The organism is Klebsiella sp. X13 (genome assembly GCF_003323835.1).
Taxonomy (GTDB): Bacteria; Pseudomonadota; Gammaproteobacteria; order Enterobacterales; family Enterobacteriaceae; genus Klebsiella; species Klebsiella ornithinolytica.
The window spans coordinates 173,433-198,127 of the sequence record NZ_CP030874.1 but is presented as its reverse complement, the minus strand read 5'-3'; the positions used below and the strand labels follow the sequence as shown (position 1 = coordinate 198,127).

The following is a 24,695-nucleotide window of genomic DNA, read 5'->3' as shown; positions in this document are numbered from 1 at the left end:
CACGCCGCAAGCATCATCGCTACATCGCCAGCGCCATGCGCTGGCGACGCTCGGCGCTAAGTCTTTCCAGCTCGCTCGGTTCCATGCAGCGCAGCGCCTGGGTCGGACAGGCCGCCACGCAGGCCGGGCCTTCGTCGGTGTGGCTGCATAAATCGCATTTCAGCGCCTGCACCCCTTCCCCGGTCATCATCACGCTCATCGCCCCGTACGGGCAGGCCACCATACAGCTTTTACAGCCGATACAGCGCCGCTGGTCGACGCGCCAGACCCCACGGTCGCGCTGGATAGCCTCAACCGGACAGACATTGGCACAGGGTGCGTCTTCACATTGCCGGCACAGGGTGGCCGTAGACAGCGCATCGCTTTTCACCACCCGGATACGGGGCGCAAACTGAGTCGCAGAAACCGTCGAACAACTTTGGTCGTGCTGATGGGAGACCACGCAGGCCACTTCACAGGTACGGCAGCCAATACACTTCTGGGCATCCGCGATGATAAAACGGTTCATCCACTGCTCCATTGGGGATAAAACGGCAGCGTGCCAGAAATATCCTCCTGCGCGCCTTGATCCTGAATGGAGTCAGCGGTTTTTTTCCGTTACGTCAGCGGAATTTGGTCATCTGCCTTAGCTTTCCCGTACGGCAAAACCCAGCTCACGTGAAATCGCCTCTGCGGTATCGCGCAGCGGTTTCAGCAAGTTCTTTTCGCCCACCTGCTTCAGGCGCGAGGTCGACAGGGAGATAGAAATTGCATAAGGCACCCGACGATGGATATCAAACACCGGGACCGCCAGACAGGAGACGCCTAGTTCGTTCTCTTCCCGGTCCATCGCCATATTGCGCTCGCGGATCTGCGCCAGCTCATCATGCATTGCGGGCAGCCCGGTGATGGTATTCCGGGTCAGTGGCTGAATAATATCCTGGTGAGTTTCCCAGTAGTTCTCGACATAGTCAGGGTGCCCAAAGGCCATGTAGATCTTGCCCATCGCCGAGCAGTACAGCGGCATATGCTGGCCGATATAGGCCCGCGTGCGCAGCATCCCGGTGGTGGGTTCCAGCTTGTAAATCAGAATGGCGTGGTCATCTTCCCGACTGGAGAAGTTCACCGTTTCGCCGGTAACCAGGTTCAACGTCTCGAGATGCGGCGCGGCAACGTGGATGATATTCAGCGAGGAGAGCGCTTTTTGCCCCACCGCAATGAACTTGGTGGTCAGCCGATAGCTACCGGCTGCGGGTGCGGGCGTCACATAGCCGCAGGATTGTAGCCCCTGCAACAGGCGATGGACGGTGCTTTTGTTCAGGCCCGCCAGCTCCGAAAGGTGCGCCAGCGGGCAACCGTTCGGATAGTTACTGAGGATTTCAATCAGCATCAACCCGCGGAACAGGCTCTGGCTTCCCGCAGGCCTTTCTTTGTCTTGCGTCATTTCTCTCTCTTTTGTGTCCATCGCGTCAGCTCCCCTTTTCGACCCGCACTGATGGTAGCGCAAAGTGTGTTTCACTTCACGATCTGAACAGAAATTTTGTAATTGACTGATTTTATTGAATTTCAAAAACAACCTCTTCGATTGCTTTGTGAAATCATGATCGATATATTTGAAATCAGATTTCGCATAGTGAAATTTATAGCGTGCAAAACGTTCTTTCCCACACGGCGGGAGGTCACCTTAAATGGCAGAAGCAGCAGTGTTGTCTCCGTTGTTATCCATGCGCCACATTATCAAGCGCTTTGGTGGAAATGTGGCGGTCAATAACGTCAGTCTGGATATTTATCCGGGCCAGGTTGTGGCACTGCTGGGAGAAAACGGTGCCGGTAAATCGACGCTGATTAAGGTGCTGGCGGGCGTCTATTCCCGCGATGGTGGCGAGATCCTGTTTCGCGGTCAGCCGGTGGATTCCGCCGCCGCGTTACGTAAGGGTAACGAACAGCCTATCGCCTTTATTCATCAGGACTTAGGCCTGGTAGAGTGGATGACCGTCGCCGAAAACATGGCGCTGGTGATGGGTTTCCCCCGTCGCTTCGGCCTGATTGACTGGGCGGCCACCAAACGCCAGGCGCAAAAAGCGCTGGAAGATATCGGCATTCAGCTCGACCCGGATGACCGCGTGTTTGATCTTTCCCGCACCGAAAAATCCCTGCTGGCGATTGCCCGCGCGGTGGCAGTTGACGCCTCGGTGCTGGTGCTCGATGAACCGACAGCCTCACTGCCTGCCGACGATGTCCGCCACCTGTTCCGCGTGATGAACATCCTGCGCGAGAAGCAGGTTGGCATGATTTACATCACCCACCGCCTGGATGAGGTGATGGAGATGGCGGATACCGTTTGCGCGATGCGCGACGGCTGCTACGCCGGGGGCGGCGATATCGCTCGCTATAGCTTACGTGGTCTGGTCGAGCTGATTGTGGGCGAAAGCCTCGGCGGCGATCGGCGTCAGGCCTTACCCGATGCCAGCGCGCCGGTGCTGTTGAAAATGGACAACGTCAAAGTGGGCGATACCGGGCCGGTCTCCTTTGAGCTGCGTGCCGGTGAGATGGTGGCACTCGCCGGTCTGCGGGGTGCCGGTCAGGAAGAGATTGGACGTTTACTGTTTGCCTGCAGGCCGCAGGAGAGTGGACAAATCACGTTAAGTGGCGTGCCGTTTACGGCGACAACACCAGGGGAAGCGATGTCCGCAGGCATCTCTTTTGTCGCCGGCGACCGTCTTCATGAAAGCCTGATTCCGGGCATGATGGTGCGTGAAAACCTGTTTATGAACCCTTGTAAACACGGCCATGCGCTGTTTTCCCGCTATAACGAAAAAAGCGAAGCGCCGCTGAGCCGGGAGAAAATCCGCCAGTTCGACGTGCGCCCTGCGCAGATAAATATTGAAATCAGTGCGCTGTCGGGCGGCAACCAGCAAAAAGTAGTCATGGCACGCTGGCTCTCGCTCAATGCCCCGCTGCTCATCCTGGAAGATCCTTCTGCTGGCGTTGATGTAGGCGCACGCGCAGAAATTTACGATTTACTCAATCAGGCGCTGCAAAACGGCGTTGCCATTCTGGTCATCTCCAACGACCTGGAAGAGGTAGCGCACATCTGTAACCGGGCATTGGTGTTTAACCGCGGGCAGATCGTCGGCGAACTTCTCAACCAGGATGTCACCTTTGCCAGATTGCTTGAGCTGGCATCAGGCAGCGGCACCATACATTAAGTCGGAGTGCGTTATGGCTAAAACATCAATGAAATCGACGGCCCTGGAATCACGCGTATCACTTCATGAACACGGTGCGGCTACCTGGCTTGGACAATTGACCACGCGTTACGGTTTACCCGCGATCTGCGTGGTGCTGGTTATCGTTTTTTCACTGACAACGCCTTCGTTTGCTTCCCTGTTGACGCTGCAGGCCATTCTCGATAGCAAATCGAAAATTGCCCTGCTGGCGCTAGCAGCAACCATCCCGATGATTGTTGGCAAAATCGACCTGAACGTCGGCTTCGGCATCGTGCTCTGGCACATCCTCGCCATTACTTTGCAGGTTGAATATGGTTTCTCCTGGCCCGTCGCTGTGGCGATCGTGCTGGTGCTCTCTGCGCTCTACGGTTTGCTGAACGGTATTCTGGTGGCGCTGGCGGATATCGACAGCTTTGTTGCGACCCTGGGTTCCGGTACGGTGCTGTACGCCATCGCGCTCTGGCACTCTGGCGGTCGGCAGATCGTCGGGGACTTACCGGACGCCTTTATCGCCCTGCATCACTCCGACCTGTTCGGCATTCCGGTGGTGGCCTTCTACGTCCTTTTTGCCGCCGTGGTGTTGTGGATCATCACCGAACATACCCCGATTGGTCGCTGCATGTATGCGGTGGGCGGCAACCCCGTCGCCGCAGCGCTCAACGGCATTTCCGTTAATCGTTACATCATCGGGGCATTTATGACTTCCAGCACCTTAACCGGCTTTACCGGGGTGATCATCGCCGCCGAGCAGGGTGTGGGCCAGGCCAGCGTCGGGATGGATTATCTGCTCCCGGCTCTGGTGGGCGCCTTCCTTGGCAGCACTACCATTCGTCCTGGCCGGGTGAACGTCTGGGGCACGGTGGTCGGTATTACGGTGCTGGCGATAGGTATTGCGGGTATCCAGCAGTTCGGCGGCGCGTTTTGGGTCGAACCACTGTTTAACGGCGCGACGCTGCTGCTGTCGATTACCCTGGCAGGCTACGCCCAACGCCGTCGGGCATTAAATAAAAAACTGGTGCAGCGGGCACAATCGCCAGCATCAGGCTCCTCCGTTACCCAATGACTCTCGCGTAAGGAACTGAAAATGAATAAAAAAATAGTTCAATGCTGTCTGGCTGCCGGGTTGATGATGGCAAGTGGTTTCAGCCTCGCCGACGATGCCTTTGTTCAGCAAGCGAAAACGGCGATTGCCAAAGCGACCGCACCAGTCACCACATGGGACGGCCCAACCCAGGGTCCGGCGCTGCAGCCGAATAAGAAGATCATTTTCATCGCCTCGGACATGAAAAACGGCGGCGTGCTGGGCGTTAAAGAGGGACTGGAGGAAGCGGTGAAAGCCGCAGGCTGGCAGCTGGATGTACTGGATGGTGCAGGTTCGGTGAAAGATCAACTGGCGGCGCTAAACCAGGCGATCGCCCGTAAACCGGACGGTATCGTCATTGGCGGCTGGAACCCGAACGTCGCCAAAATTCCGCTGAAAAAAGCCGTGAAAGAGGGCATCGTGCTGACCGCATGGCACGCGGTTCCCGCGCCTGGCCCGGTTCCGGCTTACAACATTTTCTACAACGTGACCTCCGACTCGAATGACGTTTCGCGCATGGCGGCACTGTATACGGTGGCAAAATCCAACGGCACCGCCAAGGTGCTGATTTTCACCGACTCGCTGTACCAAATCGCACTGGATAAAGCCAACGCGATGAAGAAGGTGATTGAGCAATGCAGCGGTTGCCAGGTGGTGGAGTTTATCGATACCCCGCTGGCCGATACCTCCAACCGCATGCCGGGCATGACCTACAGCCTGATCCAAAAATATGGCGATAAATTCGAATACTCGCTGGCGATTAACGACCTGTACTTCGACTTTATGGCCTCTGCACTGCAAACCGCGGGCAAAGGCAGCGGAGATAAACCACCGTACAACATCTCCGCTGGCGACGGTTCCGTCACCGCCTACCAGCGCGTACGTGAAGGCAAAGCGCAGATCGCAACCGTACCAGAACCGTTGAAACTGCACGGCTGGCAGCTGCTGGATGAATTTAACCGCGCCTTCGCGGGCAAAGCGCCGTCTGGTTATGTCACCCCGGCGCATCTGGTAACCAAAGAGAACATCGCCGCCGACGGCGGCCAGAACAACGAATTCGACCCGGACAACCATTATCGCGATCGCTACAAAGCCATCTGGGGCGTGAAGTGAAATGTTAGCCGTCACGGGAAGTATTGAACGCCTGTGCTCACCGGCGATCTGGGCGGAAGGCCCGGTGTGGCTGGCAGACCAGCAGTGCCTGATTTTCAGCGATGTGAAAGGCAACAGAATGTTCCGTTGGGATGCGCAAAATGGCGTCAGCGTGTTTCGTGCCGAATCCCACTTTGCCAACGGCAACGCGCGGGACTTACAAGGGCGCTTGTTAACCTGCGAGCACGGTCGGCGCGGGATCAGCCGTACCGACGCCGCAGGCAATCACACCCTGCTGGTGGATAAAGTCGATGGGCTGCGTTTTAACTCCCCCAACGATATCGCGGTGCGCCAGGACGGGTCGATTTGGTTTACCGATCCGCCCTACGGCATCGTCGGTGACGAAGAGGGCTATCGCGCCGCAAGTCAGGTCATTGGCTGCTACGTCTATCGCTTTGATGAAGCGCGTCACCAGGTCGCTATTGCCATCAGCGATACCCAGCGCCCCAACGGGCTGGCCTTTTCGCCAGATGATAAATGGCTATACGTGGCAGATATGTCGGTTATTGATTTTCCGAGCCAGGGTCGCCGGGAAATTCGTGCTTACCGTCTTGAAGGCGATAACGCGCTATTTTCCCACGTTGTAACCCAGGTCAAACCGGGTATTCCGGACGGATTTTGCGTCGACCAGGACGGGAATATTTACTGCAGCTGCGAAACGGGGATTTTGATTTTCTCCGCCGCAGGCGAATTACTGGACACCATTGCGGTCCCCGAGCGCGTCTCTAACTGCACCTTTGGTGGCCCCGACGGGAATGCGCTTTTTATTACGGCGACGACATCGCTGTACCGGGTGACCTTCACCCCGTCCCGCCTTCAGGGATAAACCAGAATCACACCGACACGCACCGGTCCTGCCGGCGTGTTTTTGCAACCCGACATTATTTAGTGGAATCACATTCCACTATGTGAAACATAAGATGTAATGGAGAAAACGTATGTTATTGAGTTTTTCTGACCTTAAAAATGAGTTTACCCGTGTCCTGCTGGCACGCGGCGTGGCGGCTGAAACTGCCGATGCCTGTGCAGAAATGTTCGCTCGCACCACCGAGTCAGGGGTCTATTCACACGGCGTAAACCGTTTCCCGCGCTTTATTCAGCAGCTGGAAAACGGCGATATCATCCCGGAGGCCCTGCCAAAACGTACCGCTTCATTGGGGGCAATTGAGCAGTGGGATGCCCAGCGTTCAATCGGTAACCTGACGGCGAAAAAAATGATGGATCGGGCTATTGAACTGGCTTCTGACCACGGTATTGGTCTGGTTGCGGTACGCAACGCCAACCACTGGATGCGCGGCGGCAGCTACGGCTGGCAGGCGGCGGAAAAAGGCTACATCGGTATCTGCTGGACCAACTCCATTGCCGTGATGCCGCCGTGGGGCGCCAAAGAGTGCCGCATCGGGACGAACCCACTGATCGTCGCTATTCCGTCGACGCCGATCACCATGGTGGACATGTCGATGTCGATGTTCTCCTACGGCATGCTGGAAGTGAACCGTCTGGCGGGCCGCCAGCTGCCGGTTGACGGCGGCTTCGATGACGAAGGCAACCTGACCAAAGACCCGGCACCCATCGAGAAAAACCGCCGTATTCTGCCGATGGGCTACTGGAAAGGTTCAGGCCTCTCCATTGTGCTGGACATGATCGCCACCCTGCTCTCCGATGGCGCTTCCGTTGCTGCAGTAACTGAAGACAACAGTGACGAATTCAACATTTCGCAAGTCTTTATCGCTATCGAAGTGGACAAGCTGATCGACGGAGCCACTCGCGACGCCAAGCTGCAACGCATCATGGATTACATCACCAGCGCCGAACGTGCCGACGAAAACGTGCCGGTCCGTCTGCCCGGTCATGAGTTTTCCCGTCTGCTGGAAGAGAACCGCCGCAACGGCATCACCGTTGATGACAGCGTGTGGGCAAAAATCAAAGCGCTGTAAGGAATATCATCATGATTTATGGACATATTTCTCAACCCAACGCCTGCCGGTACCCGGCGGCGATTGAAAAAGCACTGGATTTTTTGCGCACCACGGACTTCAGTAAGCTGGAGACCGGGGTGGTCGAAATCGAGGGGCGCACGATCTTCGCGCAGATCCTCGACCTGACCACCCGCCCGCACGATGAATTACGCCCGGAAGTACACCGCCGCTACCTGGATATCCAGTTTTTATATTCCGGTGAAGAGCAGATCGGTGTTGCTATCGATACCGGCAATAATGTCGTCAGTGAAGAATTACTTGAGCAGCGGGATATTATTTTCTATCACCACAGCGAAAATGAATCGTTAATAGAAATGAGGCCGGGGAACTACGCCATATTTTTCCCGCAGGATGTTCACCGACCAGCCTGTAATAAACACCGGGCAACGGCAATCAGGAAAATAGTGGTTAAAGTTGCTATTTCCGCTTTAGATTAATCCGTAATTTATTTGTCGCACGACGATAAATAAAAGGAGTGAAAAATGGAAAGAAATGACGCCGGTTATATCATCGGCGCATACCCTTGTGCGCCCTCATTTCACCAAAAGAGCGAACAAGAAGAGACGGAATTCTGGCGCTTACTCGCGGACACGCCCCACATCCGTGGGCTCGAGCAGCCATGCCATGAGAACTTTCACCCCTATGGCGATGAGTGGTTGCTCCAGCATACGCCGCAGGAGTGGCAGATGGTGGTGACTGCCATCCCGGAAACCATGCGTCGCCGTGGCGGCGGCAACACGGCTTTCGGCCTGGCCTCCAGCGATGAAGAACAGCGCCTGGCATGCATCGAATTCCATCGTCATTTACACAACAAAATCAATGCGCTAAATAAACGTTTTGCTGGCAAGGTGATCGCCCTGGAACTGCAGGCGGCACCGCTTGCAGGCAATGCGAACGTAGAGCAGGCAACCGATGCTTTCGCCCGCTCAATCAAAGAGATTGCGGCCTGGGACTGGTCATGCTCACTCGTACTGGAACATTGTGATGCCATGAACCAGCCGGCGCCACGCAAAGGCTTTTTGCCGCTGGAAAACGTGCTGGAGGTCCTGGCAGGTTACCGCATTGATATCTGTATCAACTGGGCGCGGTCGGCGATTGAAGGGCGTAACGCCGCCCTGCCGCTGACGCACGCTCAGGCGGTACATGCCGCAGGAAAACTGGGGGCGCTGATGTTCTCTGGCACCGCGACCGAAGGGCCGTATGGCGAATGGACTGACCTGCATACACCGTTCGCCCCGTTCTGCCCGCACAGCCTGTTAACGGCGGCGCACGCCAAAGAATTATTTAATGTGGCTGATTCAGCAAAATTACAGTTTGCCGGTATTAAGTTACTGGAAATTGATGAGAATGCTGATGTGAATCATCGCATAGCCATATTACGCGATGGCATTAACGCGTTAAACATAGCCCAACAATAAATATAAAGCGTCAATTTAATCGCAACGTCAGTTACTTTAAACACGAGATTAATATGAACACTTCCTCTTACGCTACAACCGCGGATATTCCGCGCCAACGCTGGTTAAGAATTATTCCCCCTATTCTTATCGCGTGTATTATTTCCTATATGGACCGGGTCAACATTGCCTTTGCTATGCCCGGCGGGATGGATGCCGAACTCGGTATTTCCGCCACCATGGCAGGGCTTGCGGGCGGGATATTCTTTATCGGCTATCTGTTTTTACAGGTGCCGGGCGGGAAAATCGCGGTCCACGGCAGCGGCAAGAAGTTTATTGGTTGGTCGCTGGTCGCCTGGGCGGTCATTTCGGTCCTGACCGGGTTAATCACCAACCAGTATCAGCTGCTGGTCCTGCGTTTTTTACTGGGTGTCGCCGAAGGGGGCATGCTGCCCGTGGTGCTGACGATGATCAGCAACTGGTTCCCGGATGCTGAACGTGGCCGCGCCAACGCGATTGTGATTATGTTTGTCCCGATTGCCGGCATTATCACCGCCCCGCTCTCCGGATGGATCATTACCATCCTCGACTGGCGCTGGCTGTTCATTATTGAAGGCTTGCTCTCAGTGGTGGTATTAGCCCTGTGGGCCTATACCGTCTACGACCGTCCGCAGGAAGCCCGGTGGATTTCTGAAGCCGAAAAGCGCTACCTGGTCGATACCCTCGCCGCCGAACAACGCGCCATCGCCGGAACCACCGTCAAAAATGCGTCTCTCAGCGCTGTACTGGCCGACAGAACCATGTGGCAACTGATCGCCCTGAATTTCTTCTATCAGACCGGTATTTACGGCTACACCCTGTGGCTCCCCACCATTCTCAAAGAGCTGACGCACAGCAGCATGGGGCAGGTTGGGATGCTCGCTATCCTGCCGTACATCGGGGCGATTGCCGGGATGTTCCTGTTCTCTTCCCTCTCTGACCGTACCGGAAAACGCAAACTGTTCGTCTGCCTGCCGCTGGTTGGCTTTGCCCTGTGCATGTTCCTGTCGGTGGCGTTGAAAAACAACGTCTGGCTGGCCTATGCCGCGCTGGTGGGTTGTGGCTTCTTCCTGCAGTCCGCGGCGGGGGTGTTCTGGACCATTCCGGCCCGCTTATTCAGCGCTGAAATGGCCGGCGGCGCCCGTGGCGTCATCAACGCCCTCGGCAACCTCGGTGGCTTCTGCGGTCCCTACGCGGTGGGCGTACTGATCACCCTTTACAGCAAAGACGCCGGCGTTTACTGCCTGGCGATCTCCCTGGCGCTGGCTGCGCTGATGGCCCTTCTGCTGCCGTCGAAATGCGATACCGGCGCAGCCCCGCTAAAGACGATGAGCCCACGTAAACACGCGGCGTAACCCCTGCCGGGGGGTCTGCGCCTCCCGGCAACAAAGAGAATGCAAAGATGAGTGAGAAAAAGACCTTCTGGCTCGGTATCGACTGCGGTGGTACCTATCTGAAAGCCGGTTTATATGACGCCAAAGGTCATGAGCATGGCATTCATCGGCAATCGCTGCAGACGGCGTCGCCCCTGCCGGGCTATGCCGAACGCGACATGCACCAGCTCTGGCAACAGTGCGTGGCGACCATTGCCGGGCTACTACAACGCACCGGCGTCGTGGGCGAACAGATTACCGGGATCGGTATTTCGGCGCAGGGCAAGGGGCTGTTTCTCCTGGATAAACAGGATCGGCCACTGGGCAATGCCATGCTCTCCTCCGATCGCCGGGCGCTGGATATCGTCCAGCGCTGGCAGCAGGACGGCATCCCTGAGCAGCTGTATCCGGTTACCCGCCAGACGTTGTGGACCGGGCATCCGGCCTCGCTGCTGCGCTGGGTAAAAGAGCATGAACCTCAGCGTTACGCGCAAATCGGCAGCGTCATGATGGGCCACGACTACCTGCGCTGGTGCTTAACCGGCGTTAAAGGCTGCGAGGAGAGCAACATCTCCGAGTCCAACCTCTACAACATGGCAACCGGCCAGTACGACCCACAGCTGACCCGCTGGCTGGGCATCAGTGAAATCGATAACGCCTTACCGCCCATCGTCGGTTCAGCAGAAATATGCGGGGAAATCACCGCTCAGGCAGCCGCTATCACCGGTCTGGCGGCGGGAACTCCCGTCGTCGGCGGTCTGTTTGATGTGGTTTCCACCGCACTCTGCGCGGGTATCGAAGATGAGTTTACCCTCAATGCGGTAATGGGGACCTGGGCGGTGACCAGTGGAATAACCCACGGCCTGCGCAATCACGAGGCCCACCCTTACGTCTACGGTCGCTACGTCAATGACGGGCAGTACATCGTTCATGAAGCCAGCCCAACCTCTTCCGGCAATCTTGAATGGTTCACGGCCCAATGGGGCGACCTCTCTTTCGATGAGATCAACCGGGCCGTCGCCGGGCTGCCGAAAGCCGACGGCCAGCTCTTTTTCCTGCCGTTTCTCTATGGCAGCAACGCCGGGCTGGAGATGACCTGCGGGTTTTACGGCCTGCAGGCGCTGCACACCCGCGCCCATCTGCTGCAGGCGGTCTACGAAGGAGTGGTCTTCAGCCATATGACCCACCTGAACCGCATGCGTGAACGCTTTACCGATGTTCACGCCCTGCGCGTCACCGGCGGCCCGGCGCACTCTGACGTCTGGATGCAGATGCTGGCCGACGTCAGCGGTCTGTGCATCGAATTGCCGCAGGTCGAGGAGACCGGGTGCTTCGGCGCGGCGCTTGCCGCCCGCGTCGGGACCGGCGTCTACCGCACCTTCCAAGACGCCCAGCACGATTTACAACATCCGGTACGCACGCTGCAGCCCGATATGGCCGCGCACGCGCGTTACCAGCACAAATACCAGCAATACCAACATTTGATTCAGGCACTGCAGGGCTATCACGCCCGCATTAAGGAGCACGCACTATGAGCCGTCCATTACTGCAACTGGCGCTCGACCATACCCATCTTCAGGCGGCACAGCACGATGTCGCCCTGTTACAGGACCACGTCGATATCGTCGAAGCCGGCACGATCCTGTGCCTTGCCGAAGGGCTGCGCGCGGTGACCGCCCTGCGCGCCCAGTGTCCGGACAAAATTATCGTCGCCGACTGGAAGGTGGCCGATGCCGGCGAAACCCTCGCACAGCAGGCGTTTAACGCCGGCGCCAACTGGATGACTATCATCTGCGCCGCCCCGCTCGCCACGGTAGAGAAAGGCCACGCCGTGGCGCAGGCCTGCGGCGGAGAAATTCAGATGGAGCTGTTCGGCAACTGGACGCTGGAGGATGCCCGTGGCTGGTATCGCACCGGGGTTCGTCAGGCGATCTACCACCGCGGACGCGACGCCCAGGCCAGCGGGCAACAGTGGGGTGACGCCGATCTGACGCGCATGAAGGCGCTGTCGGATATTGGCCTCGAACTGTCGATTACCGGCGGGATCACCCCCGCTGACCTGGCGCTGTTCCGTGATATTAACGTTAAAGCGTTTATTGCCGGACGTGCATTATCAGGCGCCGCCCACCCGGCACAGGTTGCCGCCGAATTCCACGCACAGATTGACGCCATCTGGGGAGAACAGCATGCGTAATCATCCGTTAGGTATCTATGAGAAAGCGCTGGCCAAAGATCTCAGCTGGCCGGAGCGGCTGGTGCTGGCAAAAAGCTGCGGGTTTGATTTTGTCGAAATGTCGGTAGATGAGACTGACGAACGCCTGTCACGCCTCGACTGGAGCCCCGCTCAGCGCGCCTCGCTGGTGACCGCCATGCTGGAGACCGGAGTAGCCATTCCGTCGATGTGCCTCTCCGCCCACCGCCGCTTCCCCTTTGGCAGCCGCGATGAGTCCATCCGCCAGCGGGCGCGGGAGATCATGACCAAAGCCATCCGTCTGGCGCGCGATCTGGGCATCCGCACCATTCAACTGGCGGGCTATGACGTCTACTACGAGGAGCACGATGAAGGCACCCGCCAGCGCTTTGCCGAAGGGCTGGCGTGGGCGGTGGAACAGGCCGCAGCTGCGCAGGTGATGCTGGCGGTGGAGATCATGGATACCGCCTTTATGAACTCCATCAGCAAGTGGAAAGCGTGGGATGAGATGCTCTCTTCCCCATGGTTCACCGTTTATCCGGACGTCGGCAACCTCAGCGCCTGGGGCAACGACGTGGCCGCCGAACTCAAACTGGGTATCGATCGCATCGCCGCCATCCACCTGAAAGATACCCAGCCGGTCACCGCGCACAGTCCCGGACAGTTTCGTGACGTGCCGTTTGGCGAAGGTTGTGTCGATTTTGTTGGCATTTTCAAAACCCTGCACGAACTGAACTATCGCGGATCGTTTCTGATTGAAATGTGGACGGAGAAAGCCAGCGAACCGGTGCTGGAAATTATCCAGGCACGTCGCTGGATTGAATCGCGGATGCAGGAAGGAGGATTTACATGTTAGAACAACTCAAAGCCGAGGTCCTGGCTGCCAACCTGGCGCTGCCGGCCCACCAGCTGGTGACGTTTACCTGGGGCAACGTCAGCGCGGTCGATGACACGCGCACGCTGATGGTCATCAAACCTTCCGGTGTCGAATATACGGTAATGACCGCCGACGATATGGTGGTGGTGGAGTTAGCCAGCGGCAAGGTCGTTGAAGGCAGCAAAAAACCGTCGTCCGATACCCCGACCCATCTGGCGCTCTATCGCCGCTATCCGCAGATCGGCGGGATCGTGCACACCCATTCCCGCCACGCGACGATCTGGTCGCAGGCGGGCATTGACCTGCCGGCATGGGGCACCACCCATGCCGACTATTTCTACGGCGCCATTCCCTGTACCCGTCTGATGACCGTGGACGAAATTAACGGCGAATACGAATATCAGACCGGCGAAGTGATCATTAAAACCTTTGAAGAGCGCGGGCTGGATCCGGCGCAAATTCCGGCGGTCCTCGTCCACTCACACGGCCCGTTTGCCTGGGGCAAAGATGCCGCCGATGCCGTGCATAACGCGGTGGTGCTGGAGGAGTGCGCTTACATGGGGCTGTTCTCGCGCCAGCTGGCCCCGCAACTGCCTGATATGCAGTCTGAACTGCTCGATAAACACTATTTGCGTAAACACGGCGCCAATGCCTATTACGGGCAAAACTGACCACCCTACCACCGCGCCTTCTCCGCCCGGAGGAGGCCGTTCCTACGCCGAATTCACGTGCTCCTTACAGTAGCGACGCTTCCATGCCGCCGGGGTCAGACCGGTGTGCTTGCGGAAAATTTTGCGGAAATAGCCCACATCATTAAACCCGCATTTCGACGCCACGTCGGTCAATGACAGCGAATCGCTGATCAGCAGCTTTTCCGCCGCCCTCACCCGCTGGCGATGCAGCGCTTCGGTTAGCGTCAGCCTGAAAGCATGGCGATAGACGCGCCCGAGGTAGTCCGCGTTGCAGTGCAGCTCCTTCGCCAGCGTGGAGGCAGAAATGGGCAGATGAAACCGGGTGAGGATGATTTGCTGCGCTTTCCAGGCCAGCGCGGTGCCGGGACTATCGGCAGGCTGTTCGCTGGCCGCCGCCGCAATCTTCTGCAAAATCAGCAGCAGGATCAGCTCCAGCGCGACGCTACGATGAATATTTTCCTGTTCGTGCAAGAATTGCCTGAACAGGGAGATAATATATTGCGGCTCACTCACCCGCGTGTGCTGGGGCACCGCCAGCAGCGCTTCGGGCGGCGAGGCGGCCTCGTCTGCTACCACTTCGAAATGCAGCCAGTAGAATTTTAAATCCGCCGGAAATTGCCCTACCCCGACATGCAAGCGCTCTGGCCACAGCAGCAAACTTTCCCCGGCATTCACGCTAAATACCTCGTTATCTTCGCGAATCGTTAATGTCCCTTTTTCAACGAAGATAATTTCCCAGGAACGAAGCTGTCGTGCCGGATGGCTACCAATACCGCGAGAAATAAATAACCCGCCATTTTGGACTTTAATCGGTAAAGACATGGATAATTCAAGCATAGATATGAAAATCCCCGCTATTTGCATCACCAGATATTCGCTTTACCTTTGATTATTCACGATAAAACAGCATGATTCAGGATCGCAATCACACTTTTATCATGAAGTCGGAATCGTCACCTTTTTATACTTTTCCCTTCCCTTGTTAGCCCAGGTATTTAGTGCAGAATAAATAACGTACTTTGCAAATGACAAATAAAAGCCCGCACTTCAGCGGGATATTATTCCGCACATCATCTCCGGGAGTTATTTATGACTTCGGCTCCGATTACCACAAGTGATTTAGCACAACGCACTCAGGACGATTCCCTCACGCTCCGTGAAAAAATCGGTTACGGCCTGGGCGATGCGGGCGGGACGGTCATTACCTGCCTGATCATGAACTTTTTAACTTTCTTCTATACCGACGTGTTTGGACTGACGCCGGCGCTGGTCGGGACGCTATTCCTGGCGCTGCGCGTGTTTGACGCCATCTCCGACCCGATAATGGGCGTGCTGGCCGACCGCACCCAAAGCCGCTGGGGACGCTTTCGCCCGTGGCAGCTATGGATAGCGTTGCCCATCGGCATTATCGGCGTACTGACCTTTACCGTGCCGGATGCCGGTATGGGCGTAAAAATCGCCTGGGCTTTCGGCACGTATCTGCTGCTGTCGGTGAGCTATACCGCGATTAACGTGCCCTACTGCGCGCTGATTAACACTATGACCACGCGCCACAGCGAAGTGATCTCGTGTCAGGCGTGGCGTTTTGTCTTGTGCGGCGTGGCAGGATTCCTGGTATCCGTTGGGCTGCCGTGGCTGGTGAAGGCGCTCGGTCAGGGCAACACCGCACAGGGCTATCAGTATGGCGTCGGCGTACTCTGCGCCATTGCGGTGGTGATGTTCCTGTGCTGCTTCTTCTGGGTTCGCGAACGCGTCTCGTTGGACATGATGGGGAAATTCACCCTGCGCGAACATATCGCCGGACTGCGCCAGAATGACCAGCTGCTGCTGATGCTGGTGATGTCGTTCCTGCTGATCAACGTCTTTAATATCCGCGGCGGCGGCTACATGTACTTCATCACCTACGTGTTGGGCGGCTCGACCGGCTATACCTCGCTGTTCTTCACCATGGTGACCTTCGCCTCGATTGGCGGCTCGGTGATTATCAACCTGCTGTCGCGCCGCTTTGATACCGTCAAACTCTATTACTACACCAACCTGGTGTTAGCCGCGATCGCCTTCGCGATGTGGTTTTTACCGACCGGCCCGGCCTACCAGACCTTATGGCTGGTGGTGATCCTCAGTAACGGCATCATTCTCGGCTTCACCCTGCCGCTGCACTTCTCGCTGATGGCCTTCTCCGACGATTACGGTGAATGGAAAACCGGCGTGCGCTCTTCCGGCATGAACTTCGCCTTTAACCTGTTCTTCATCAAGCTGGCATGGGCCTCCAGCGCCGGCATTATCAGCCTGGTGTTTATCTATGTGGCCTATCAGCCGGGCGCGGAAAACCAAACCGCATCATCGCTGGCCGGCATCTCCAGCATGGAGACCCTGTTGCCGGCCCTGTTCCACCTGCTGCTGGCCTTCACCATTCGCGCCTGCAAGCTTAATAATCCTATGATGGCGCGCATTGCCAGCGACCTGCGCACGCGTCACGTCCAGTCTTAAGGAGTCCGTTATGTCTGTTATGGAAGTCGATCTGCACAAACTGAAAATCAACGACCCGTTCCTCGGCCAGTACCAGCAGCTGGTGCGCGATGTGGTGATCCCGTATCAATGGGATGCGCTGAACGACCGTATTGCCGAGGCGGATCCGAGCCATGCAATCGAAAACTTCCGGATTGCCGCAGGGCAGCAGGAAGGAGAATTTTACGGCATGGTCTTTCAGGACAGCGACGTGGCTAAATGGCTGGAAGCCGTTGCCTGGTCGCTATGTCAGAAGCCGGACGCCGAACTGGAAAAAACCGCTGACGAGGTGATTGAACTGGTGGCGGCCGCCCAGTGCGAAGATGGCTACCTGAACACCTACTTCACGGTCAAAGCCCCGGCGGAACGCTGGACTAACCTTGCAGAATGTCATGAGCTGTACTGCGCGGGCCACATGATTGAAGCGGGCGTCGCCTTCTTCCAGGCCACCGGCAAACGCCGCCTTCTGGAGGTCGTCTGCCGTCTTGCCGATCATATCGACAACGTGTTCGGCCCCGGCGACAACCAGCTGCACGGCTACCCTGGCCACCCGGAGATCGAGCTGGCGTTAATGCGCCTGTACGACATTACCCAGGAGCCGCGTTATCTGGCGCTGGTGAACTATTTCGTTGAAGAGCGCGGCACGCAGCCGCACTTTTACGATATCGAATATGAAAAGCGTGGCAAAACCTCCTACTGGAATACCTACGGCCCGGCCTGGATGGTGATGGATAAGCCCTACAGCCAGGCGCACCAGCCGATTTCCGAACAGCCTGTCGCCATCGGCCATGCGGTACGTTTTGTCTACCTGATGACCGGCGTCGCCCATCTCGCCCGCTTAAGTCAGGACGAGGGCAAACGTCAGGACTGCCTGCGCCTGTGGAACAATATGGCTCAGCGCCAGCTGTATATTACCGGCGGCATTGGTTCGCAGAGCAGCGGCGAAGCCTTCAGCAGCGACTATGACCTACCAAACGACACGGTCTACGCGGAAAGCTGCGCGTCTATCGGACTGATGATGTTTGCCCGTCGGATGCTGGAGATGGAAGCCGACAGCCAGTATGCCGATGTGATGGAGCGTGCGCTGTATAACACCGTGCTGGGCGGGATGGCGCTGGATGGTAAACACTTCTTTTACGTTAACCCGCTGGAAGTGCACCCGACATCGTTAAAATTCAACCATATCTATGACCACGTGAAGCCGGTGCGTCAACGCTGGTTTGGCTGCGCCTGCTGCCCGCCAAACATAGCCCGCGTACTGACCTCGCTGGGGCACTATATCTACACGCCGCATCAGGATGCGCTGTACATCAACCTGTACGTGGGTAACAGCGCGGAGATCCCGGTGGGTGATGAAACCCTGCGCCTGCGGATCAGCGGTAACTATCCGTGGCAGGAGCAGGTGAAGATAGCTGTCGACTCACCGACGCCGATCAATCACACCCTGGCGCTGCGCCTGCCGGACTGGTGCGATAACCCGCAGGTGACGCTCAACGGCAAGCCAGTGGCCCAGGATGTACGCAAGGGGTATCTGCATATTAGCCATCGCTGGCAGGAAGGCGACACGCTTCTGTTAACGCTGCCGATGCCGGTGCGCCGCCTTTACGGTAATCCGCTGGTGCGTCATCAGGCCGGCCAGGTCGCTGTCCAGCGCGGTCCGCTAGTGTACTGCCTGGAGCAGGCGGATAACGGCGAGCAATTGCATAACCTGCAGCTGCCGCGCAACGCCGGGTTCAGCGCCTTTGAAGGGAAAGGGATTTTTACCCACAAGGTGATCCTGCAGGCGCCAGGTTATAAGCAGACAGCGGAAGACGCCGGCCAGCAGGCGCTATGGCATTATGATCGTGCGCCGACAACCCGCCAGCCGCAGACCCTGACCTTTATTCCGTGGTTTAGCTGGGCCAACCGTGGCGAAGGCGAGATGCGCATTTGGGTAAAAGAAGCAGAGGAATAAGCGCGAAGGTTGTCGCTGAACCACTGGCGGATTCAGATTTCCCGGTAGCGCTGCACTGAGCGGGCTACCGGGTCGGTCTGGTAGCCCGGACAGGCGGGTCAAGCACCGCCTCCGGGATTTCCCTGGCTACAGGAACAGTGCCTTATCACGCAGGATATGGTCGTTGCCACGTCGGCGGGTAAAGCCAATCCGGTCGAAATATTCAAGAATCTGAATCGCCAGCTTGCGCCCGACGTTCAGGGTATCGCGGAAATCGGCCGCACAGGTGGATCCACGAGCCAGATCCAGTTCGCGGATCATTCTGGCAAAGGCCACGATCCGATCGTTGCGGTAATAACGATCTTTGACGATCGCGGTAATCATCCCCTGCTGCGCCGCCTGACGCAGCACCGCGCGCATCAGCGCCTCTTCAACGCCCGCCTCTTTCGCCAGGTCACGTACCCACCAGGGCTCGTCGGCAAACAGGTCGGCAACCCGCAGCCAGATGCTCTGCTGTTCTTCGGTAAAGCCCGCTTTGTGTTCCGGCAGATGTAACCATCCGTGATGGCTATCGATAGTCCCGCTGGCGCGCATCTGCTCAATCAGCAGCAGTACCAGCGCTTCGTCCTCCATCGGCAGCGCAATACGCCGCAGACGTTCGCGGCCCGGTCCAGGCTCGTCGCGATGCTGATCGTGATAGCGCGCCAGCGCATCAAGGAGTTTTGTCTGCCAGCGCGCCGCCAGCGGGGCGCTGAGCAGACTGTTGCCCGCCTGCAGGTAATCCGGGCGGTTAATCAACACGTTCAGGCCTTCATCGCTGAGCTGGCGCGCCCAGGCAAAATCATCGAGACGGACGGCATCGCGTTGCAGATGAATATCCAGCGCCTGAGCATCATCCCCCTGCGACGCGGCTAACGCCGCCAGCCATTGTAAATATTCAGGCTTACGCTTGCCGCGCCGCGGCGGATTTAGCGTCACCACGCGGGCACCCGCCAGGGTAACGCGAGCGGAGATATCGCGCAGCACCAGGCGGTCGTTATCTGCCAGCCACAGCGGAGTATCGAGTACCAGTTCGGCGAGATCCCCCTCCAGCAGCGATACGCGTCCGGTAATATGGCTGGCGGCATGATGGATATGCAAAGATTGCCATTGCGTCAACGGCGTGTGGCACTGCAACTCAACGATCACCCGTTCAGAAGCCTCCGGCGGCCGCACCGAGAGCAGCCAGTCGCCGCGATTCAGCGCCTCTTTTTGCGCATCGCCAACAATATTCAGGGCGATACGCTGGCCTGCCCAGGCCTGCCCGACGGCCTGGTTCTGGGCGTGCAGACCGCGCACGCGCATCGGTTTATCGACCCCGGTCAGCCACAGCGTATCACCCACATTGACCTCGCCCGACAGCGCCGTTCCGGTCACCACCAGCCCGGCACCTTTAACCGTAAAGGCCCGGTCGATCGCCAGGCGAAAACGCTGGTGCTGCGGGTGCGCACGGGCGGACAGCTGCAGTAAATGCTCGCGCAGTTCGGCGATCCCCTGGTTTTCAGTGGCCGCGGTGGCAAACAACGTGGCGTCGGTAAAACCAAATTCTGCCAGCACCGCCGTCACGTCGCCACGCACCTCTTCAACGCGCTGCGCCTCGACGCGGTCCGCTTTGGTCAGCGCGACGGTCAGCGACGGCTTTCCCGTCAGCTGCAGGATGGCCAGATGCTCGCGGGTCTGCGCCATCACGCCATCATCGCAGGCCACCACCAGCAGCGCGTGGTCAATGCCACCCACGCCCGCCAGCATGTTAGACAAAAACTTTTCGTGGCCAGGCACATCGATAAACCCCAGCACGCGACCGTCGGGCTGCGGCCAGTAGGCGTACCCCAGATCGATCGTCATCCCGCGTGATTTCTCTTCCGGCAGGCGGTCAGCATTAACGCCGGTAATCGCCTGCAGCAGCGTTGTTTTACCGTGGTCAACATGTCCGGCGGTGGCAATAATCATTGTAATAACATCTCCATAAACCGGGGTTCATCTTCAAGACAGCGCAAGTCCAGCCACAGACGCCCATCGTAAATCCGTCCGATAACCGGGATCGTCAGCCCGCGCCAACGGGCCGCCAGCGCCTCCAGCTGACTGCCACGACCATCGCGCGGCGTAAAGGTCAGCGCCGCCCCAGGCAGACGGTCTACCGGTAGCGAACCGCTGCCAATTTGCGACTGACATGGCTCCACCCGCACCTCAAACTGCGTGTAGTGCGCGGCCAGCAACGGCTGCAGGCGCAACGCCTGCGCCTGAATCGCCTCCGCCGTGCGGGTCAGCAGGCGCAGGGTGGGCAGCCGATCGGCCAGCGTTTCCGGATGCAGATAGAGCCGCAGAGTGGCTTCCAGCGCGGCAAGGGTCATTTTATCCGCTCGCAGCGCGCGCTTAAGCGGGTGCTGCTGCAGACGGGCAATCATCGCCTTCTCACCAACGATAATCCCCGCCTGCGGACCACCCAGCAGCTTATCGCCGGAGAAGCTCACCAGACTGACTCCCGCCGCGATCATCTCCTGCGGCATCGGCTCTTTCGGCAGACCATACTGGCTCAGGTCAACCAGCGAACCACTGCCCAAATCAGCCACCACCGGAATCCCCGTTTCGCGGCCAATCGCCGCCAGTCCGGCCTCATCGACGGCCGTCGTGAAGCCCTCGATGCTGTAATTGCTGGTATGGACCTTCATCAACAGCCCGGTATTCTCATTCACGGCCTGACGATAATCTTTCGCATGGGTGCGGTTGGTGGTGCCGACTTCATGCAGGATACAACCCGCCTGGCGCATCACATCGGGAATACGGAATGCACCGCCGATCTCCACCAGCTCGCCGCGCGAGAGCACCACTTCTTTACCGCCGGCGGTGGCCGCCAGCATCAGCAGCACCGCCGCAGCGTTATTGTTGACGATGCAGGCATCTTCCGCGCCGGTTATGCGGCACAGCAGCTCCGCCAGCGCCCGATCGCGGTGGCCGCGCCCGGCATCATCCAGGCTGTACTCCAGCGTGACCGGCGCACGCATCGCCTGTGCAACTGCGTCAACCGCCGCTTCTGCCTGAATTGCGCGCCCCAGGTTGGTATGCAGCACCGTGCCGGTGAGATTGAACACCGGGCGCAGCGCGCTTTGCAGCGTTTGCGCCAGCCGTCGCCCGGTTTCCTGCGGCCAGTCATCGCACCAGGCCGGCAGCGCCTGCTGCTGACGAATGTATTCCCGCGCCTCCTCCAGCATCTGGCGCAGCAGCGCCACCACCTGAGCATGGCCATAGCGGGCCAGCACAGCAGAAAAAGCGGGATCGCGAAGCAAACGGTCGGTGGCCGGCAGCCGGGTGTAAAGCGCACGAATATCGGTAGTCATGAATGGACCTGGCGGTAAGTTATTTACCCCCCTCCCGACGGGAGAGGGAGTCAACAAATCAGCGGTGATTGTAACGTCTCCGGGAGGAAACTGTTACCTGCCTGGGTCAAGTCCTTGGCGGTTCGGTACGGGCAAAACTGGCGCGCTGGAAAAGCGCATCGACCAGCTTAATCAGCTGAGGCCGCGTCGCACACCAGCCGGGCGCAACCCGCCGAAAGTTGAGATAGGCAATCGCGCACGCCGCTGAAATCGTGGCCAGATTGACCTCGTCGATACGCAGACTGCCATCGGCGACATAGGCTTCCAGCGCATCGAGTCCCCGGGTCACTTTCTCCCGCTGGCGCAGCAGCTCGCTTTCTGACTGCTGCGCAGCCGGACGGCTCTTTTCGCGCACCAGCGCCTGCGCCGCCTCCATTACGCCGTCGGCCAGCGCCTCCAGCTGACGCATTTTCAACGCCGCTTTCGGGTCCGCTGGCACCATTGCCGGCGCAGCGCCGAGCTGATCAAGGTATTGCGCGATAATGGGGGAGTCATACCAGCATTCGCCGCCGTCCGTGACCAGCACCGGCACCTTACCCAAGGGATTGTATTTCCCGACGCCGTTCACGTCCTGGTAGGGAAATTCATTGACGAATTCGAAGGGGAGGTTTTTCTCCAGCAGAATGACGGAGATTTTACGCACAAAGGGACTGGTGTAGCTGCCGATCAGTTTCATTACCTGCTCCTTTCGCCAACAAAAAAGTAGAAGCCTGATGGGACAGGCTCTATAGCCAAAATAGTTCGAGTTGCAGGACCACAACGCTTTCGACGTTGTTGAACAGCGTTTACGCTGCCCCCACAGGGGCGAGGCCGAAGGCCGAGTAACGCGGCGACGCAGAGAATCCCCAGTCACTTACTCAAGTAAGTGACTGGGGTGAACGAGGACAAATTCGTCAGGAACGAATTTGAACGCTGTTCGCAGCGCCCGTAGGGCAAGGCCCAGGGATGGGCCGAGTATTGCCAACGACCATGCAACTTGAAGTATGACGGGTATAAGTATGGTTCAGGCGCAGGCAAAAGGCAGGTCAGACTTAACGTCAGCCTGCCTTCATCGCAATTAATGATCCAGGTAGAGGTAGTGCATCCAGCTGGTCATGCGCAGCAGGACCTTTCTCATGACCGATACATGGCTGAAGTGGTCGGAATAGACCGCCACCTGAGCATAAATACCGTCCGGCAGCGAGTCGACATCCGCGTTGGGATCCAGCTCAATTGTCGCCAGTACGCCATCGGTTCCCGGTAAGACCGTCAGCGACTGTAATGCCCCTTGAGCCTGGTAAGATCCACCCGGGACCACCGGAAGAATATTGGTCAGCTTGCCATGGAATACCTGGCCCGGCAGCGCGTTAAAGACCACTTCGGCATCATCGCCTGGCTTCAGTCGCAGCAGCGAGTTTTGGCGGAACTGAGCAACAATCTGCCGTTTTTGTTCCGGGATAAAGACCATCACCGGGCGCAGCGGCAGCGCTGCCGCATAGGTGCCGGGACGGATCAGCACCTGGGTAACATAGCCGTTGCTTGGCGCGCGAATAACGGTCTGGTCGAGGTTATATTTCGCCTCCGCCAACTGCGCGCGCAGACTGACAACCTGCGACTGCTCACCGCCCACCATGCTGTCCAGTTGACTCTGAATCTGTGCCTGCTCGGCAACCGATGCTTTTACTAACGCATCCTGCGCCAGATAGTTTTGCCGGGCATTATCGATATCGCTTTCTGAGAACGGGTTGACCCGCGCCTGGCTGCCTTTCAGGTAGCGTTGGTAGTCTTTGTAGAGCCGATCGCGCTCGGCGGAAACACGCACCGTGTTTGCCTGCGCTTCTGAAAGCTGCGCCTTCAGAGTGTTGATGCTGTGCAGCGCGGTCACCAGATCGGCCTGCAGTCTATCTACCCGGGCCTGATAGCGCACGGGATCAATCGTAAACAGGACATCACCCTTATTAACACGTTGATTCGTTTTATCCGTCACGGTACTGACGATACCGGTCACCTGTGGCGTAATGGGAATCGAAATAACCGCCTTTTGTGCAGTAAATGTATAAGGATGGTTATAGTTCATTAATAAAATAAGGGCGCTGACGAGAAATATACCGCCTAATGCCGCCGTGGCGAGAGTCCACTGGTTAACCGGAATGCGAAATATCTTAAAAACCGCCCATGCAATCGCCACATAGGTCAATACAATTAACAGATCCATGATTAGCGCTCCGGGGTCTCTTTATCTGCGGATGATGGCACCGCACCCAGTCTTTTTTCCAGCTCGGCAACACGTTGTGAAAGCCGATCGATATCGGGATCGCGTTCAGATGGAGGAAGATGAGATTTCATTCCCCATCCGCGCTCAGGCTGGTAGAGAGTGGCCCAGATCCACAGGAATGGCCAGATAACATGCAGCGTAAACAGGCTCACCCACCCGGCGGTATGGATGGCATCAGCGTGGGGATGATTACGTTTTTTAGCCATTAAATAGGGAATATCATGAATCGCGATAATTCCATAAAAGAGAACCAGAAAAACGAAGATCAATACACCCAGCGCAAAATAGTTGAGAAACATATGTGCCTCACTAAACACGACGTCAGCTCATCAATGATATAAAATGGTAAGCAACCAAATTAATTAATGAAATTTAAGTAAAAGGAAAATGCACTTATAATTTAAGGCCGGGGAGTATTGTTTTTAGTTATTCTCCTTGCAAGTTTTTAAGCGTGACAAAATATATCCTGAAGAACTATAGACTTATCTTTACATGTTGAGCTTAAGCCACATTCTGACTTTTTTCCATACGGTACGCCGATGATGTTTTTTCATTCTGCAGCCTGTTTACCGACGCCGGCCACAGTGCGAGCGAGCA

The 24,695-nt window shown here is 57.5% G+C and carries 22 protein-coding genes; 14 read left to right on the top strand and 8 right to left on the bottom strand.

What is annotated here, in order from left to right; genetic code table 11:
* Positions 1-19 precede the first annotated feature (19 nt).
* Entirely contained in the window at positions 20-508 is a 489-nt protein-coding gene (locus DSD31_RS00955) for a 4Fe-4S binding protein (protein ID WP_004868835.1), read from the bottom strand.
* Between the two features lie 117 nt (positions 509-625).
* Positions 626-1,444: an IclR family transcriptional regulator YiaJ gene (gene yiaJ, locus DSD31_RS00950; RefSeq protein ID WP_004868836.1), complete on the bottom strand. Its 819-nt coding sequence runs from the start codon at positions 1,442-1,444 to the stop codon at positions 626-628.
* 223 nt (positions 1,445-1,667) lie between these two features.
* Between yiaJ and DSD31_RS00945 the strand changes: the two genes are divergently transcribed.
* The 12 genes from DSD31_RS00945 (at position 1,668) to araD (ending at position 13,969) form a co-directional block, all read left to right on the top strand.
* Positions 1,668-3,188: a sugar ABC transporter ATP-binding protein gene (locus DSD31_RS00945; RefSeq protein ID WP_044350502.1), complete on the top strand. Its 1,521-nt coding sequence runs from the start codon at positions 1,668-1,670 to the stop codon at positions 3,186-3,188.
* A gap of 13 nt (positions 3,189-3,201) precedes the next feature.
* Positions 3,202-4,272 (top strand): ABC transporter permease, encoded by a 1,071-nt coding sequence (locus DSD31_RS00940; protein ID WP_113990784.1) that lies wholly within the window; start codon positions 3,202-3,204, stop codon positions 4,270-4,272.
* Between the two features lie 63 nt (positions 4,273-4,335).
* The gene (locus DSD31_RS00935; protein ID WP_227538655.1) at positions 4,336-5,403 is read left to right on the top strand and encodes an ABC transporter substrate-binding protein; all 1,068 of its coding nucleotides are present in this window, start codon (positions 4,336-4,338) and stop codon (positions 5,401-5,403) included.
* A gap of 1 nt (position 5,404) precedes the next feature.
* Positions 5,405-6,268: an SMP-30/gluconolactonase/LRE family protein gene (locus tag DSD31_RS00930; protein WP_004868844.1), complete on the top strand. Its 864-nt coding sequence runs from the start codon at positions 5,405-5,407 to the stop codon at positions 6,266-6,268.
* A gap of 112 nt (positions 6,269-6,380) precedes the next feature.
* Positions 6,381-7,379 (top strand): 3-dehydro-L-gulonate 2-dehydrogenase, encoded by a 999-nt coding sequence (yiaK, locus tag DSD31_RS00925; protein ID WP_004868847.1) that lies wholly within the window; start codon positions 6,381-6,383, stop codon positions 7,377-7,379.
* 11 nt (positions 7,380-7,390) lie between these two features.
* A complete protein-coding gene (locus DSD31_RS00920) occupies positions 7,391-7,858 on the top strand; it encodes a NanQ anomerase/TabA/YiaL family protein (RefSeq protein WP_004868849.1) in 468 nt (155 codons plus the stop codon).
* Between the two features lie 45 nt (positions 7,859-7,903).
* Positions 7,904-8,839 carry a DUF4862 family protein gene (locus DSD31_RS00915; protein WP_113990783.1) on the top strand — a complete coding sequence of 312 codons (936 nt, stop codon included), beginning with the start codon at positions 7,904-7,906 and terminating at the stop codon, positions 8,837-8,839.
* Between the two features lie 53 nt (positions 8,840-8,892).
* Entirely contained in the window at positions 8,893-10,212 is a 1,320-nt protein-coding gene (locus DSD31_RS00910) for an MFS transporter (RefSeq protein ID WP_015585530.1), read from the top strand.
* 47 nt (positions 10,213-10,259) lie between these two features.
* Entirely contained in the window at positions 10,260-11,765 is a 1,506-nt protein-coding gene (locus DSD31_RS00905; protein ID WP_004868856.1) for an FGGY-family carbohydrate kinase, read from the top strand.
* A complete protein-coding gene (gene ulaD / locus DSD31_RS00900) occupies positions 11,762-12,424 on the top strand; it encodes a 3-keto-L-gulonate-6-phosphate decarboxylase UlaD (protein ID WP_071359838.1) in 663 nt (220 codons plus the stop codon). The genes DSD31_RS00905 and ulaD overlap by 4 nt, the downstream gene beginning before the upstream one ends.
* The gene (locus tag DSD31_RS00895; RefSeq protein WP_004868862.1) at positions 12,417-13,277 is read left to right on the top strand and encodes an L-ribulose-5-phosphate 3-epimerase; all 861 of its coding nucleotides are present in this window, start codon (positions 12,417-12,419) and stop codon (positions 13,275-13,277) included. Before ulaD ends, DSD31_RS00895 begins: the two co-directional genes overlap by 8 nt.
* Complete coding sequence (araD, locus tag DSD31_RS00890) at positions 13,271-13,969, top strand: L-ribulose-5-phosphate 4-epimerase (RefSeq protein WP_004868864.1); 699 nt, start codon at positions 13,271-13,273, stop codon at positions 13,967-13,969. Before DSD31_RS00895 ends, araD begins: the two co-directional genes overlap by 7 nt.
* Before the next feature lie 42 nt (positions 13,970-14,011).
* On the opposite strand, the gene DSD31_RS00885 is transcribed toward araD, so the two are convergent.
* A complete protein-coding gene (locus DSD31_RS00885) occupies positions 14,012-14,827 on the bottom strand; it encodes a helix-turn-helix domain-containing protein (protein ID WP_004868865.1) in 816 nt (271 codons plus the stop codon).
* A gap of 252 nt (positions 14,828-15,079) precedes the next feature.
* Here DSD31_RS00885 and DSD31_RS00880 point away from each other — a divergent pair, with 252 nt between their 5' ends.
* Together DSD31_RS00880 and DSD31_RS00875 are read left to right on the top strand one after the other, a co-directional pair.
* Positions 15,080-16,480 (top strand): MFS transporter, encoded by a 1,401-nt coding sequence (locus tag DSD31_RS00880; protein ID WP_004868866.1) that lies wholly within the window; start codon positions 15,080-15,082, stop codon positions 16,478-16,480.
* 10 nt (positions 16,481-16,490) lie between these two features.
* Positions 16,491-18,452, top strand: a complete 1,962-nt coding sequence (locus tag DSD31_RS00875) for a glycoside hydrolase family 127 protein (RefSeq protein WP_113990782.1) — start codon at positions 16,491-16,493, stop codon at positions 18,450-18,452.
* Between the two features lie 126 nt (positions 18,453-18,578).
* Here the strand turns inward: DSD31_RS00875 and selB are convergent, their stop codons facing one another.
* From selB to DSD31_RS00845, 5 genes are all read right to left on the bottom strand, one after another.
* Positions 18,579-20,420, bottom strand: a complete 1,842-nt coding sequence (gene selB, locus DSD31_RS00870; RefSeq protein ID WP_048022813.1) for a selenocysteine-specific translation elongation factor — start codon at positions 20,418-20,420, stop codon at positions 18,579-18,581.
* Positions 20,417-21,805, bottom strand: a complete 1,389-nt coding sequence (gene selA, locus DSD31_RS00865) for an L-seryl-tRNA(Sec) selenium transferase (protein ID WP_004868874.1) — start codon at positions 21,803-21,805, stop codon at positions 20,417-20,419. Before selA ends, selB begins: the two co-directional genes overlap by 4 nt.
* A 106-nt stretch (positions 21,806-21,911) precedes the next feature.
* Positions 21,912-22,520 (bottom strand): glutathione S-transferase, encoded by a 609-nt coding sequence (locus DSD31_RS00860; protein ID WP_015585527.1) that lies wholly within the window; start codon positions 22,518-22,520, stop codon positions 21,912-21,914.
* A 381-nt stretch (positions 22,521-22,901) separates the two neighbouring features.
* Positions 22,902-24,038, bottom strand: a complete 1,137-nt coding sequence (locus DSD31_RS00850; RefSeq protein WP_004868880.1) for an HlyD family secretion protein — start codon at positions 24,036-24,038, stop codon at positions 22,902-22,904.
* 2 nt (positions 24,039-24,040) lie between these two features.
* Positions 24,041-24,397, bottom strand: coding sequence for a DUF3302 domain-containing protein (locus tag DSD31_RS00845; protein ID WP_004868882.1), 357 nt, complete (start codon positions 24,395-24,397; stop codon positions 24,041-24,043).
* Between the last annotated feature and the right edge of the window lie 298 nt (positions 24,398-24,695).